Origin of the sequence: Lachnoanaerobaculum saburreum DSM 3986, assembly GCF_000185385.1 — a bacterium.
GTDB lineage: Bacteria > Bacillota > Clostridia > Lachnospirales > Lachnospiraceae > Lachnoanaerobaculum > Lachnoanaerobaculum saburreum.
The window spans coordinates 1,844,198-1,859,356 of sequence record NZ_GL622296.1; the positions used below are offsets into that span (position 1 = coordinate 1,844,198).

The 15,159-nt window shown below is 36.3% G+C and carries 16 protein-coding genes and 1 riboswitch; of the genes, 1 reads left to right on the plus strand and 15 read right to left on the minus strand.

Features of this window, described 5'->3' with window-relative positions; all coding sequences use genetic code 11:
• The first annotated feature begins 61 nt into the window (after window positions 1–61).
• Window positions 62–1,084, plus strand: a complete 1,023-nt coding sequence (locus HMPREF0381_RS08440) for a LacI family DNA-binding transcriptional regulator (RefSeq protein WP_008751543.1) — start codon at window positions 62–64, stop codon at window positions 1,082–1,084.
• A gap of 104 nt (window positions 1,085–1,188) precedes the next feature.
• Here HMPREF0381_RS08440 and cytX read toward each other — a convergent pair whose 3' ends face one another.
• From cytX to HMPREF0381_RS08510, 15 genes are all read right to left on the minus strand, one after another.
• Entirely contained in the window at window positions 1,189–2,361 is a 1,173-nt protein-coding gene (gene cytX, locus HMPREF0381_RS08445) for a putative hydroxymethylpyrimidine transporter CytX (RefSeq protein WP_008751544.1), read from the minus strand.
• Window positions 2,354–3,166: a bifunctional hydroxymethylpyrimidine kinase/phosphomethylpyrimidine kinase gene (gene thiD / locus HMPREF0381_RS08450; RefSeq protein WP_040461314.1), complete on the minus strand. Its 813-nt coding sequence runs from the start codon at window positions 3,164–3,166 to the stop codon at window positions 2,354–2,356. Before thiD ends, cytX begins: the two co-directional genes overlap by 8 nt.
• Window positions 3,167–3,181: 15 nt before the next feature.
• The gene (thiE, locus tag HMPREF0381_RS08455) at window positions 3,182–3,817 is read right to left on the minus strand and encodes a thiamine phosphate synthase (RefSeq protein WP_040461317.1); all 636 of its coding nucleotides are present in this window, start codon (window positions 3,815–3,817) and stop codon (window positions 3,182–3,184) included.
• Window positions 3,804–4,619 (minus strand): hydroxyethylthiazole kinase, encoded by an 816-nt coding sequence (thiM, locus tag HMPREF0381_RS08460; protein WP_008751547.1) that lies wholly within the window; start codon window positions 4,617–4,619, stop codon window positions 3,804–3,806. The genes thiE and thiM overlap by 14 nt, the downstream gene beginning before the upstream one ends.
• Window positions 4,620–4,714: 95 nt before the next feature.
• Window positions 4,715–4,820: riboswitch (TPP riboswitch) on the minus strand.
• Window positions 4,821–4,873: 53 nt separating this feature from the next.
• On the minus strand, window positions 4,874–5,707 hold the full coding sequence (locus tag HMPREF0381_RS08465) for a formate/nitrite transporter family protein (protein ID WP_008751548.1): 834 nt from the start codon (window positions 5,705–5,707) through the stop codon (window positions 4,874–4,876).
• Between the two features lie 297 nt (window positions 5,708–6,004).
• Window positions 6,005–6,718: a cell wall-binding protein gene (locus HMPREF0381_RS08470; protein WP_008751549.1), complete on the minus strand. Its 714-nt coding sequence runs from the start codon at window positions 6,716–6,718 to the stop codon at window positions 6,005–6,007.
• A 90-nt stretch (window positions 6,719–6,808) separates the two neighbouring features.
• On the minus strand, window positions 6,809–7,585 hold the full coding sequence (locus HMPREF0381_RS08475) for a hypothetical protein (protein ID WP_008751550.1): 777 nt from the start codon (window positions 7,583–7,585) through the stop codon (window positions 6,809–6,811).
• A 75-nt stretch (window positions 7,586–7,660) separates the two neighbouring features.
• Window positions 7,661–8,236, minus strand: a complete 576-nt coding sequence (locus tag HMPREF0381_RS08480) for a TlpA family protein disulfide reductase (RefSeq protein WP_008751551.1) — start codon at window positions 8,234–8,236, stop codon at window positions 7,661–7,663.
• 79 nt (window positions 8,237–8,315) lie between these two features.
• Window positions 8,316–9,122, minus strand: coding sequence for a CPBP family intramembrane glutamic endopeptidase (locus HMPREF0381_RS08485; RefSeq protein WP_008751552.1), 807 nt, complete (start codon window positions 9,120–9,122; stop codon window positions 8,316–8,318).
• A 9-nt stretch (window positions 9,123–9,131) separates the two neighbouring features.
• Window positions 9,132–9,293, minus strand: coding sequence for a CD1871A family CXXC motif-containing protein (locus HMPREF0381_RS15030; protein WP_008751553.1), 162 nt, complete (start codon window positions 9,291–9,293; stop codon window positions 9,132–9,134).
• 16 nt (window positions 9,294–9,309) lie between these two features.
• Window positions 9,310–10,413: a sensor histidine kinase gene (locus HMPREF0381_RS08490; RefSeq protein ID WP_242824415.1), complete on the minus strand. Its 1,104-nt coding sequence runs from the start codon at window positions 10,411–10,413 to the stop codon at window positions 9,310–9,312.
• Window positions 10,376–11,329, minus strand: coding sequence for a 4Fe-4S binding protein (locus HMPREF0381_RS08495; RefSeq protein ID WP_008751555.1), 954 nt, complete (start codon window positions 11,327–11,329; stop codon window positions 10,376–10,378). Before HMPREF0381_RS08495 ends, HMPREF0381_RS08490 begins: the two co-directional genes overlap by 38 nt.
• Window positions 11,330–11,434: 105 nt before the next feature.
• Window positions 11,435–12,181 (minus strand): pyruvate formate-lyase-activating protein, encoded by a 747-nt coding sequence (gene pflA / locus HMPREF0381_RS08500; RefSeq protein WP_008751556.1) that lies wholly within the window; start codon window positions 12,179–12,181, stop codon window positions 11,435–11,437.
• 89 nt (window positions 12,182–12,270) lie between these two features.
• The gene (gene pflB / locus HMPREF0381_RS08505) at window positions 12,271–14,511 is read right to left on the minus strand and encodes a formate C-acetyltransferase (protein WP_008751557.1); all 2,241 of its coding nucleotides are present in this window, start codon (window positions 14,509–14,511) and stop codon (window positions 12,271–12,273) included.
• A gap of 341 nt (window positions 14,512–14,852) precedes the next feature.
• A complete protein-coding gene (locus HMPREF0381_RS08510) occupies window positions 14,853–15,146 on the minus strand; it encodes a Dabb family protein (protein WP_008753144.1) in 294 nt (97 codons plus the stop codon).
• Between the last annotated feature and the right edge of the window lie 13 nt (window positions 15,147–15,159).

The following is a 15,159-nucleotide window of genomic DNA, read 5'->3' on the forward strand; positions in this document are numbered from 1 at the left end:
AATAATATTCTATATAATAATATAAAAATGATTTTCTTTTATTATGAAAGGATATTAATTTATGACTACAATACAGGATATTGCTGATAAAATGGGAATTTCCAAGAGTACTGTGTCAAAAGCACTGAATGATGCGCCTGATATTAGCGAAAATTTACGCAAACAAGTTCTGGAAACTGCAGTTGCACTGGATTATACAAAACTTAGACGATATAAGAATACAGTAAAAAAAATCTGTGTTTTAGTAGAAAAAGAAAATATTGAATATGAAGAGCCGAATCACTTTGCATATGATATTATTATGGGTTTTCGTCAGTCGGCCGAGCCTGCCGGCTTTGAAGTGGAGATAGTACCTGTTAACAGTGTATTACAAATAAATACACATTATGATGTATTTATGCTTGAACATGGCTATGCAGGCTCATTTGCACTTGGATTTTCGCTCAACGCACCATGGCTTAAAGATTTTAAGAACAGTCGCACTCCGGCTGTACTTTTTGACAATTATGTTATAGGAAATCCTGCTGCCGCCTATGTAGGTATTGACAATGATGAGGGAATGGAGCTGGCACTTACTCATCTTACCAATCTTGGACATAGAAATATAGCCTACCTTAGCGGTTCACTTGGTTCTTATGTACTTCAGATGAGACATGCATCCTTTTTGCGTGCCATGCATCGCCATGGACTTAGAACCGCTTTTGCAAATACAGGATGCTCCTACCATATCTTTGAATGTACAGAAAAGTATCTGCCTAAATTTTTGGAAGCCGGAATGACAGCTGTTATATGCAGCCATGATAATATAGCCTTGGCGGCAATTATAAAGTGTCAACAGCTCGGCTATAAAGTACCTGAAGATATAAGTATTATAGGCTTTGATGATTTGCCGGCATCGGCATATACATCACCGCCGCTTACCACTGTTAAACAGGACAGAGTGGAACTTGGCAAAAGCGGATTCTTTGCACTTTCAAGTCTGTTAAATGATATACCTATAAGTACATTTTTGCTACATGCAAAACTTATTAAAAGAAAATCCACAGCAAATATTTGTCTAAATAAAAGAAGCAATATTCTGTAATAATACAAACGACCCCAAAATTCAGAACAAAAATCTGATATTTAGAGGTCGTTTTTATAGGTAGAATATGCCGAATATCGGCTTTTATTTTACCTTTAACTCCTTTATACGAATTTTCTTTTTATAAATACTTTATTTACACAAACAGATATAAATATAGTAATTATCATGCTCGGTACAGTGCTTCCTATCGGTGTATCCGTCTTTATCAATACTCTGTATATTATAAATCCTATAGCCCATATAAGAATATTTTGTATTGAAAACTTATTTTTTTCATGACTTATTTTTAATATAAAGAAATCAGCTATTTGTATTGCAATCATAGGTGCAAAAACCGATCCTATAAAGTATAAAAATCCTGTTATATCATCCATAGGTAATATGATTGCCCCCAAAGTTCCTATGATTGTAACAACTACAGCCATCCACTTTGACTCTAATTTTGCAAATATGGATTCTGTTGATATTCCCGCAGAATATGCATCCAAAAATGTTGTGGTCACTGTAGAAAGTACCACTATCAAAAGTCCCATTATACCGAATCCGGCTTTTGATAAAATTTGAGCTATATCGGATTCCTTTGTAAATAATGAGGCACTCATTCCGATAACATACATCCAAATACTTACCAGACCGTATATAATACTGCTTACAGCAGTAGCCTTAAAAGGATTTTCGGCTTCTTTTGTATAATCACTTATAAGCGGCAGCCATGAAAGCGGCATGGCTATTGAAAGTTCAAGTGCAGCACCGAAGCTCATACTTTTATCACCTGTATCAAAGGCCGTTCCACCTCTAAATATGATAAAGCTTAGGATAATTGTCATTATAAATAATGCCGACATGGCGACTATATTTATTTTTCCAAGGTTTTTAATCCCTATAAGTATCCATATCAAAATAAGTCCTCCGATAATCGGACACCATATAATATGACCAACGGGAAGTATTCCCCCTGCGGCCAAAGCACCGTCATAAATCATTATACCTGTCCAGCCTAAAAGCTGCATAATATTAAGTACTGCAAAAAAGGTGCTTCCTTTGACTCCGAAGCTTATTTTTACCGTGTCCATTGCACTTTTTTTGGTCTTTGCACCTATCAAACCCGCCAAAAAAAGTAAAATACATCCTATTATATGGCCAAGAATTATTGCAAATAAGCCTTTAAAAAATCCTAAAGATGCAAAATATGTTCCTGTTAAAATCTCCGCTATAGATACCGCAGCCCCAAACCAGATTAGACCGTTTTCAAATACTGATGTACGCTTACTCATTATCACTCTCCTTTGCATACTCTCCTTTTACATTAAAGGCATGATTTAAAGGTCCACTTCCTTTTCCAAGATCAAGCATGGCAAGAAGAGCCTCCGATATATAGCTCTTTGCTCTTTTTACAGATTCTTCAAGAGAATATCCCTTTGCAAGATTAGAAGCTATTGCAGATGAAAGTGTACAGCCGCTGCCATGAGTATTAGGATTATCTATACGTTTTCCAAAGAACCACTTTACCTTTCCGTTTTCATACAATAAATCATTTGCATCATTTATACTGTGTCCCCCTTTTAACAGTACTGCACAGCCATGATTTTCATAAATTTTTTTTGCAGCCTTTAACATATCTTTATCATCTTTAATACTTATACCTGAAAGTACTTCAGCTTCCAAAATATTAGGTGTTATAACTTTTGCTGTCGGGAAAAGTTTTTCCTTTAATGATTTTATTGCAGAGTTTTCTATCAATCCCGCTCCGCTTGTAGCCACCATTACAGGATCAAGTACTATGTTTTTTGCCTTATATTTTGTAAGCTCATATTCAATTATATCTACAATTTCTGATGAAGACACCATACCTATTTTTATTGCATCAGGATAAATATCCTCAAAAACCTTCTCCAACTGCTTCTTTACAAAACCGGTATCTACATTTATAATTCCTGATACACCTGTAGTATTCTGTGCTGTAAGTGCCGTTATTACACTCATTGCATATACATTATTTGCAGTCATTGTTTTTATATCCGCCTGGATACCTGCACCGCCGCTGCAATCACTTCCGGCTATTGTTAATGCTGTTTTCATAATACCTCCCAACAATTAAATCAACTCATTTACCAAAGTATCAAGTTCTTTTGTAGCTTTTCCTATGTCTTTTGCACCGAATATCGCAGAAACTACCGCAACTCCGTCTATTTTGCTGCCCTTAAGTTTCAATATATTTTCAGCATTTATTCCACCTATAGCAACCTTAGGTATATCTACAGCTTCGCATATAGATTTCACTTTTTCATATGGAATAATATCTACATCATTTTTTGTAGATGTTTCAAATACCGCTCCTATACCTATATAATCCGCACCGTCTTCTTGTGCCGACTTTGCTTCATCCACAGTATGAACCGAAACTCCTATTATCATATTTTCACCGACAAGCTTACGTACATCTTTAAGCTTCATATCATCCTGCCCTATATGTACTCCGTCGGCATTTGAAGCAACAGCCACCTTTACATTGTCATTTACAATAAAAGGAATACTATACTGTTTGCATAATTCGGATATTTTCTTTGCTTCTTCTATAAAACTGATTTCATCCAGATTTTTTTCCCTAAGCTGTACACAGGTCACACCGTTTTTAAGTGCCTCATTTATCTGCTCATATAAAGTTTTTTTACCTGTCCATGCTCTGTCAGTCACCGCATAAAGGTGCATATACTTCTTATCTAATCTCATACCTTGCCTCCTTTTCAAGTTCATTCGGTGTGAGATTATAAACGGCATCTATCAAATAATTTCTATAGCTGCTGTTACCGTCCTTATCTGCCATACGTTTTTTTGCAATTTCACCGCAAAATCCCATTGCACATACACAGGCAAGAGCGGCTTCTAATATATCCTTAGGATTGGCACTTATATATGCCGCCATCATTGCTGAAAGCTGACATCCGCTCCCTGTGATTTTACTCATCATCTTATCACCGTTGTATACACAATATGCTGTTTTACCGTCTGTAACTATATCTACAACAGATGTTATAACTGTTATGGCTGAATTCTTTAATGCAAAATCTTTTGCAAAATCAATCACTGTATCCAGATTTTCTTTATTTATATATTCTACCGAATCAACTCCCCTTGTATTGCCGCTTCCAAGAGCCAAACTTTTGATTTCCGACAAATTTCCACGTATTACACTGAATTTTACCTTTTCAAGAAGTTCTTTAACTGTATTGGTCCTTAGTTTTGATGCACCTGCTCCTACAGGATCAAGCAATACGGGATGATTTAATTCATTTGACTTTTTACCGGCAATAAACATTGAAGGAATTGTATTTTTATTTAATGTGCCTATATTTATATTAAGCCCGCAACATATAGATGTTATATCTTCAACCTCTTCCAAATCATCTGCCATTATAGGACTTGCACCACAAGCAAGAAGTATATTTGCACAGTCATTTACAGTGACATAATTTGTTATATTATGTATCAACGGTGATTTTATTCCGACATTTTCAAGCATTTCTTTTAACATAATTCTTACCTTCTTATTTTCTATAAAACTTATAAACTTATATTAGATAAATTTTGCAATAAAAAATGAGATACAAGAACCTGTATCTCCTGAAAAGAAAGTAAAAAACATCTCCCTACGTTGGCATTATCCAAATCAGGTAAACGGTCGAAAGTCACACTTCCCTCTCAGCCTATAATATAAGCTCCCTCGTTAATATAGTTATATTTTATAAAAAGTATATCACTGAAAATAAAAATGTCAATGACTTAAGTTTATTCTTCTCTTCCGTATAAAATAAACAGTGCAACTCCGATAAATAACATTCCGCCTACAATATTTCCGAGAGTTACCGGAAGTTCATTCTTAAGAAAGAAGTTCTGCCAATTAAGTGTAGCAAGTTTTTCAGCTGAGATACCATACTTTGTCATAGCCGATTCGGCAAATTTTGAATTTGAGGATGCAAAGATACCTGCCGGAATATAGAACATATTTGCAACACAGTGTTCAAATCCTCCGGTAACAAAAGTCATAATAGGTAAAAAACTTGCCAAAACCTTACCTGAAATATCCTTTGAAAGTCCTGCCATAACAACACCGAAGCATACAAAGAAATTACAAAGTATACCTGAAATAAAGGCACTCCCAAAAGAAATGTTCGCCTTTGACAGAGCAAGTTTTATAGTAAATGCACCCATTGCACCGTCACCAAGTTTAAACTGACCGCTGTAGGCAACAAGTATTGCAAGTATAATTCCGCCTATAAGATTTGAGATGAATACTGTAATAAGTACTCTGACCATACTTATAAGGCTGTATTTACCTTTAAGCAGTCCCATAATCATAAGGCAGGCTCCTGTAAAAAGTTCTCCGCCAAACAGTACCATCATAACAAAACCTATCGGGAAAACAAGACCTGCAACAAGTCTGGCAAGCCCTGCATTTGCAATATCATGTATAGCCACACTGCTTGCCATAGCACCTGCACCTATCAACATACCTGCAAATATTCCCAAGATAACCGTCTTATGGAGCGGGCGCCCTACTTTAGTATCACCTGCAACTATAAGATTGGAAGTAACCTCAGCCGCCGTGTTGGAAAAATTCATAATACATTCCTCTTTCATTTATATTTATATAAGCTACATTTGTTAAAAAAATAACCCTTTATATTGTACAAAAAATTTATTTTATGTCAATAATAAATCACAGTATTTTTTATCCGAAAGAATATATATTCAGATAAATACTTATCATTTAATTACATCATTTTTAGATTATATTTAGATTGAAATACTCTTACCAACTATCCAAAGAAATAATATAAAAGCGGCGGCACAAATCTGTTAAGAGTTTGTGCCGCCCTTTAAGTTTATACTTAGGAAATTATTTATCTTATCTATAATTTATTTTACCCATGCTCCGTCACTTCCGACTTTGTATTCACCTATTTTCGTATTACGTGCCATACTTCCTTTAATATGATGCTTTTCAGTACTTTCATACATATAATACCATTTTCCGTTTATAAGTTTCCAGCCGGTTGTCATATATCCCTGCTCGTCAAAATAATACCAGCTTTTTACACCGTTATAGCTTATCTCTTTCCATGTTGATTTAGGATATGAGCCGTTTGACTCCTTATACCACCATCCCTTTGCATCACTTATCCATGCACCTGATGTTGAGGAATTGTTGTTTTTATTGTTTGTACTGCCGCCTCTCTTTGAGCCTCCGCCTGAGCCGCCGCTTCCGCCTCTGCTTCTTCCTTTGCCACCGCCCGGTTTTTTCGGTACGGAAGGTGTTGCCTTGCCCGGCACTGTATTCTTTCCCTTATCCGGTTTTTCAGGGCTTACGACATCTGAAGGCTTTTTTTTCTGATTTTGTCCGTTTTGCGGTTGTTGTTGCTGTTTATCCTGTTGTTGCGGTTTTTGAGGCTGTTGCTGCTTCTGCTGCTGCGGTTTTTGAGGTTGCTGCTGCTTATCCTGTTGCTTTGGGTTTTGTGTACCTGTATCCGCCATAGCACTGATTTCAAACGGAATTGTCGCACCAAGCGGCATTGAAGCCGCCAAACAACATGCTAAAACTACACCCTTAAACTTGAACTGTTTCTTTTTCATTACTTTCTTTCCCTTTCATATATATTTATCTGTTACCACAGATAAGCTTTTTAAGGCCTATCTGTAGAATCAGTTATTTGATAAAACTGTTTACTTTAAGATAACAAGTCTGTTTGTCTTTATATTCGGCATTTCCGTACTTGTAGTTGTAATCATAAAGTTTTCCGACCAAAGTAAACATCTGTCACCTTTTTTAATTTCAGAAAAATCCACTTCCTTTCCTGTTGATGCCAAAACAGGTTTTGCAGATTTATCCAAAGTCCACTTAGCCTTATTCAGAGTATCTGTAAGCTCAATTTTTCCGTCTACCTCTTCAACCTTATCAATACTGTCGGTATACATAGGCATATGCAGGTCGTCTTTTTTTACATTTGTCAAAACCACATATGAATTTACCTGTGGAGGCATACTTGCCATATATTCAGGAGCTACCCATGCGTAGATCTCATCACCTGCTTTCGGAGCGTCACTTACAAGACCTGTAGCCATATCTACATAATTTATTCCTGAAGGATCTGTTAATAAGTCAACTTCTTCCGGAGTCTCCTCTTTACTTTCGCCGCTCTCACTGCTTTGAACCTCATTGCTTACATATGATATCCTCTCTATACGGATTACATTATCGGTAACTGATTTTACCTTTCCGTTTTCCGCACCGGGCAGGTTAGGCATTTCAGCGGACATATCTGAACTTGGAGCCGCACTCGGATCTATACTCATTCCTGCCTTATCTGCTTCAACACTCTCCGCCACTGTACTGTCCGCTTCGGCTTTTGTTGTTTCAACCGCCTTGGCATTACTTCCACATGCCATAAGTACCGCTGCCACTGTTGTCGCCATAATAATCTTTTTAAAATTTTTTTTCATATCTTTCTCCTTTTTAATCTGCTTATATTTAAAATAAACCCATACCTATAAGTATTGCTTTACTTAAGTATCTTATTACATCTTACTTAATGCATCCTCGACTGCTTGTGTAAATGCCTCCAAATTTCTGCCGCCCTCTATTTTTCCTACTATATTTCCTTTTGAATCCACCAATACGGTAGTGGGGAATGCCTGAATACCCATTACAAAGTCGGTAACAGCACCCTCCGGCACTATGTTTTGATAAGTGACCTTGTTTTTACTGATAATATCCTTTACCGCATCTATATCGGTTCCGGCATCCTGTGCCAAACCTACAACATTCACACCCTTATCTTTCATATTCTCATAGAGTTTTTGAAGCTCAGGTATCTCGGCTACACATGGTCCGCACCAGCTTCCCCATGTATTTACCACTGTAAGCTTACTGTTTTTAAAGATATCACTGCTTATATCTTCACCGTCCACCGTCTTTGCTTTAAATTCAGGAAATTTTTCTGAATTATCAGATTTTTTATCTGTGCTTGCAACAGTGCTTTCAGTTTTTACATCCGTTTCATCTTTCTTGGTTGTGCCGCTTTTACTGCTGCAAGCTGTTGCACTTGCAATCATCATCAAAGCAACACCTAAAATTAATAATTTTCTTTTCATATCTGTTCTCCTTATAATCTTTTATCTTATGTCTATATCTTAACACAGCCTTGGTTAAGTCTAAGTTAAGATGCAAAGTTTAATATGCATAATTTGATTTTGTTCTTAACAGTTTATAAAGCATACTTCCAAGCGGTAAAAACATAATTATTGTAAAAGTCACCCATATCAAATTTGAAGTCAATTCATATGTTGCCAATGTATTTATAGTTATATGTATTATAACAGGCCATATAAGCTTACGTGTCTTCATATACACAATGCCTGCAATCAAACCCATAACGGTTGCATATACCGATTGAACAAATGATAAATGTACAATTCCGAATAAAAGAGAAGACATTATAAGGGCATATACACTGTTTACTTTTTTTTCAAGAAAACCGAAAATAACTCCTCTGTAAATCAACTCTTCTGTAACAGGACCCAAAACTCCGGCCACCACCAGTGTTATCATAAATGATGATATGGATTTATTTGCCGAAGATGCACCTAAATACTCCAGACTTCTTTTTATAAAGCTCACATCGGACAACGGTGTGTTTTTCAAAAATTCCACCCACACTGTAGACAGTCCTCCAAAAGCTATACCTGCCATTATGCTGCATATCACACCGGTTTTTATATCCCAATGTACATCTTCTTTCGGCTTGTTCTTATTTATCCAATTAAAAAATATCAATGAATATATAAAAATTGAAAGAGGATAAACGACCAAATACAGTCTGTCCGCCTCCTGCGGCAGAGTCAACCAGTCAAGTAATGCATTCCCGGTCTTACTGTAGGCAAAATTCAGAGTAAATACGCTAAGTTCGGTAATTACAAAAAATATCAGTCCGAGTAAGACAGATAAAAATGTGGCTCCAAAAATCTTCAATGCTTTCATCTCTTTCTCCTATCCTATACCTATACATTCAAGACATATATTGACAGCTTTTTTTAATACAATCAGATGCTCTTCTCTTATCACACCTGCAATGATCATTACCACACCAAGTCCCAAAGCTATATAAGGGATTACTTTGTTTTTTTCCGCTTTTTTAATAAATTCCTTCATATAATCATCCTTTTCATCATTCTTTAAAATCTATTATAAATTCAACAAATTCATTTTCTACACTGTTTGCATTTATACTGAAGCCATGTCTGTCCATAATTTCCTTTACTATTGCAAGTCCAAGTCCGCTTCCACCATATTTTTTGGCTCTTGACTTGTCTACACAATAAAAGGCTTCAAATATTTTCTCAAGGCTTTCTTTCGGAATGCTTTCGCCATGATTTTTTATACTCAGCAAACTTTTTCTAAGCTTGATTTCTATAAATGCATTCTCTCTTGAATATCTCACCGCATTATGTACAATATTAAAGACAGCCTGCTTTATCAATACCCTGTCGGCCTCTACAGTCATATCCCGGTTATCAAATACCAAATTTACAGTCTGGTTTTTTTCACTGATCTTATCTTTTAAATCTTCAACTATTTCATTTATAATCTGATATAACCTAACCTTTTCAAGATTTAAGCTTTCCTTATTACTTAAGAGCCTAAGCCCGGTCACTATGGAGTTCATCATTTCAATTTGCCTGTTTACAACTTCCACAAACTCTTTGTACTCTTCAATCTTCGGCTCATCATCCAGATATAACACTTCAAGATTTGCCCTTATAGCGGCCACAGGGGTTTTCAGTTCATGTGCGGCATTTTGTGAAAATCTTTTCTGCCTTTCATATGAATCTCTTATATTTCCAAGCATATAGTTAAAAGCATTCTGCAAATCACCAAGCTCATCAGTACTTTTAACTATATGTATATCGTCATTAATTTTAGTGATATCAAGTTTCTTTATTTCTTTGCTGAATTTATTTAACGGTATCAAAACCTTACCTACCACCCACCACATCAATACCGTTCCGGCAACGGAAAAGATTATTAATGTATAAAAACTGTTTGTTCTGAATATGCGTTGTGCAATATCAAAATCAAAGGTAAAGCTGGCATCACTGTTAAAAGGTACATCCACATTATCAGGAATTATAAAAATATTTGCAGCATTTTCTACATTAAATATAAATAACAATAAAGAGATAATACACAGTACCGCAGCTGTAAGCAATGTTACCTTTATTCTTATAGACAGCTTATTCCACATTTTTGCAACCTCTGCAACTGCTTGCACAACTCTTTATTCCGACACTTTTTGCCTCTTTTTTCTTTCCGAATCCTGCAAATCCCGCATATGATGTAGTAAGTGCAGAATGTCTGCAAGCCGCAGTACAAGCTCCGCATCTGATACATTCCAAGGAATTCGGATTGGCTCTCACATTTATATCCATTTTACAAGACTTTTCACACAGTCCGCAATTTACACATTTATCAGGAACAAATTCCATCTTATAAAATCCTATTTTGTTAAAGAATGAATACATTGCTCCAAGAGGGCATATATATTTGCAAAAAGGTCTGTATGTAAATATCGACAGTGCCACTACTACTATTAAAATACTGAGCTTCCAAAAAAATAAAAAGCCTATCGTACTTCTAAGTCCTTCATTCTTTGCAAGTAGAGGTAATGCTCCTCCCAAAGTTCCTGCCGGGCAGATCAACTTACAAAAATAAGGTGCCCCAAGACCGAAAGCATTGGTCAAAAACATTGGAAGCAATATTACAAAAACCAACAGTATTACATACTTTAAATATCTGAGAGGTCTGTCTACTTTTACAGGTATTTTAAATTTCGGAGTAGGTATCTTATATAAAAGATCCTGTACAAAACCGAAAGGACATAAAAGCCCACATACCAATCTTCCGAATAGCGCCCCGATAAGTATTATTATTCCGAAAACATAATATGATATGTTAAACTTTTTGCTCCCTATTACAGCTTGCAGCGACCCTATCGGGCAGGAGCCTATTGCTCCCGGGCAGGAATAGCAATTCAGTCCGGGAACACAGGCTACTTTAGTATTTCCCTTATATATCTTACCTTCAAAAAATCCTTTTAAATTGGCATTGGTAATTAATGTAGCCGCCGCCTGTATTATATTTTTCTTTATCTCCTGAAGTTTTGTATATTTATTAGTGAAGTATTTCATCTCTTTCTCCTATAATTTATTTTTATATATATTATCATACTTCGGGTTAAGATAAAGTAAATTTTGCTGTATTAAAAAATCTGTTTTCGGCATGTATCAATCTGATTACATTTTTTTGATATTATCCCCTTTTAATATCATGTTTGCATTTTTTACCCTCTCCTTAGTCGGAGGTTCTATTCCGTCCAGCTTATACGTGATTCCAAGATTATCCCATTTATGTCTGCCAAGAGTATGATATGGCAATACTTCCACCTTTTCTACATTTTTCAAGGTGTCAATAAACTCTCTTAACTTCTTAAGATCCTCATCATAGTCACTTCTCTCCGGTACCAATACATGACGTATCCACATCTTTTTACCCATTTCATCCATAGTTCTTGCCATCTCTAAGATGTGGTCATTATTTATACCTGTAAGTATCTTATGACGCTTATTGTTAATCTCCTTTATATCAAGCATTATAAGATCTGTATATTGCATCAATATTTTAAACTTTTCAAAGAATTTCGCCTCCTTGCTAAACGGTCCTCCGGCAGTATCAAGACAGGTATTGACACCATTTTCCTTACAAAGTCTAAAAAGCTCCGTCAAAAAGTCTATCTGCAAAAGCGGTTCACCGCCGCTTACCGTAATTCCGCCATTGTCCTTCCAATAAGGCTTATATCTTATTGCTTTATCAAAGACCTCTTTAGCAGTAAAACTTTGATTTTCATCGGTAGACCAGGTGTCAGGGTTGTGGCAAAATTGACATCTCATAGGACAACCCTGTACAAACACCACAAATCTTACTCCCGGACCGTCTACAAGTCCAAATGTCTCAAATGAATGTATATTTCCTCTTACTTCCATAAATCCTCCAAAATTAAATGGCTATGCAAAGATAAACTTCACATAGCCATTTATCACTGCAAAAGCAGCATTATCAATTAATATATTAATTACAGCCTGTCATGGCATGTTCTTGCGATAACATCAAGCTGTTGTTCCTTTGTCAGGTCAATAAACTTAACGGCATATCCCGAAACTCTGATAGTAAAGTTTGCATACTCTTCTTTTTCAGGATGTTCCATAGCATCTATAAGTTTTTCCGTACCGAAGACATTTACATTAAGATGATGTGCACCCTGATCAAAGTATCCGTCCATTACCTGAGTAAGGTTTTTCTTTTGTTCATCCTCACCATGTCCTAAAGCTGACGGGTTTATAGTCTGAGTATTTGAAATACCGTCAAGTGCATATTCATACGGCAACTTTGTAAGTGAGTTTAGCGAAGCCAACAGACCGTTTTTTTCCGCACCATAGCTTGGGTTTGCTCCCGGTGACAGCGGCTCTCCCGCCTTTCTGCCGTCAGGCATACTTCCTGTTGCTTTACCGTAAACAACATTTGAAGTGATTGTAAGTATTGATGTGGTAGCCTCTGAATTTCTGTAGGTATGTCTTTTCTTTATTTTTGTAAGGAAAGTCTTTAAAAGCCATACCGCAATATCATCAGCTCTGTCATCATCATTACCATATCTCGGGTAGTCACCTGTTGTCTCATAATCTGTCACTATACCGTCTTTATCACGGATTGTCTTTACCTTGGCATATTTAATGGCGGAAAGTGAATCAACCACATGTGAGAAACCTGCAATTCCTGTTGCAAAGGTTCTTCTGACATCTGTATCTATCAGTGCCATCTCGGCAGCTTCATAGTAGTACTTGTCATGCATATATTGTATCAGGTTCAGAGTATTGACATAAAGCCCTGCAAGCCAATCCATCATCAAATCATACTTTTCCATTACCTCGTCATAATCAAGATACTCGGATGTAACGGGTCTGTAAGCCGGTCCCACCTGTTCCCTTGTCTTTACATCCACGCCTCCGTTTATAGCATAGAGAAGACATTTTGCAAGGTTTGCTCTGGCTCCGAAAAACTGCATTTCCTTACCCGTCTCTGTAGCCGATACACAGCAACAGATAGAATAATCATCACCCCATATCGGACGCATTACATCATCATTCTCATACTGAATTGAACTTGTTCTTATAGAAACGGCCGATGCATACTCTTTGAATTCCTTTGAAAGTCTGCTTGAATAAAGCACTGTAAGGTTAGGTTCAGGTGAAGGTCCCATATTTTCAAGTGTATGTAAGAATCTGAAGTCACTCTTTGTAACCATTGACCTGCCGTCTATACCTATACCCGCAACTTCAAGTGTTGCCCATACCGGATCACCTGAGAAAAGCTGATTGTATGAAGGTATTCTTGCAAACTTCACCATTCTAAATTTCATTACAAGATGATCAATAAGCTCCTGTGCTTCGCTTTCAGTAAGCTTTCCGGACTTTAAATCTCTTTCAATATATATATCAAGGAAGGTTGATATTCTTCCGACACTCATTGCCGCACCGTTTTGTGTCTTTATAGATGCAAGATAACCGAAGTACAGCCATTGCACCGCTTCCTTTGCATCCTTAGCAGGTTTTGAAATATCATATCCATAGGATGCCGCCATCTGTTTCATCTCTTTAAGTGCATTTATCTGCATTCCAAGTTCATCTCTCTGACGTACTATTTCATCAAGCATTGTACCGTCGCCACAGTTTGCCAGGTCTTCCTGCTTCTTTTCTATAAGGAAGTCTATTCCATAGAGTGCCACTCTTCTGTAATCTCCTACTATTCTTCCTCTGCCATATGTATCCGGAAGCCCTGTAATTATCCTGTTATGTCTTGCGGCATGCATTTCAGGTGTATACGCCTCAAATACAGCCTGATTATGTGTTCTGTGATACTCTGTAAAAATCTTATGAAACTTCTCATTAATCTCATATCCATATGTACTTGCAGCCTGCTCAGCCATCTTGATGCCTCCAAACGGCATAAATGCTCTCTTTAGCGGCTTGTCGGTCTGTATTCCAACTACCTTCTCAAGATCCTTCATATTCTCATTGATATATCCGGGACCATAGGCGGTTATTGTAGAGACAACCTCGGTTTCCATATCTAAAACTCCACCCTTGGCTCTCTCTTCCTTTTGAAGCTTTGAAAGCTCAGCCCAAAGCTTATTTGTAGCATCTGTAGGGCCTGCCATGAAACTTTCATCTCCATCGTATATTGTATAATTATTTTGTATAAAATCACGGACATCTACATCGTCACGCCACTTTCTTCCTTTAAAACCGTCCCAACACATAAGCACCTCCTTAAAATAAAAGCAATTAGTTAGGCTTTACTAACTTGTTTACATGCTGATAATATCACCAACCGGTTTTTAATTCAAGTGATATATGTTAAAATTTTCTCATGTTCACAATAAAGAACAATTCATACTGATATAGTATGAATTGTATTTATAATTATACATAGTTTTATAATCCTAACTCCCTTAAAATTTTATACTTCCTACTCTTTGGAATATAAAATATTTTTACAAAAATATTATTATACAAAAAACGGAAGGCAAAAACCTTCCGTAAAATCATATTTACAAAAATATTTATAAAATTTTATAAAGCAGGATAACAGTTACAAGTATTATACCATGTAATCAATAGATACCCTTGAGTTCGTATTCGGATTTATAAGAGTATCCACAATATCCATATGCTTTCTTGATGTTGCATATTTTTGTAGTGCCGCCTTATCCGCTACATCCATTGAAAGTATCATGTCATGTGTACTTGTAGGAAGTGTATTGTATATGATATCAGCTCTTACTACTTCATCCATTTTTTCACATAGTGCCAATAACTCTGTCCTTATCTCTTCTCCTACCTTTGGAATATTTACACCGTCATTAAATTTCCACATTACGATATGTCTTAACATAAAATCTCCTTTT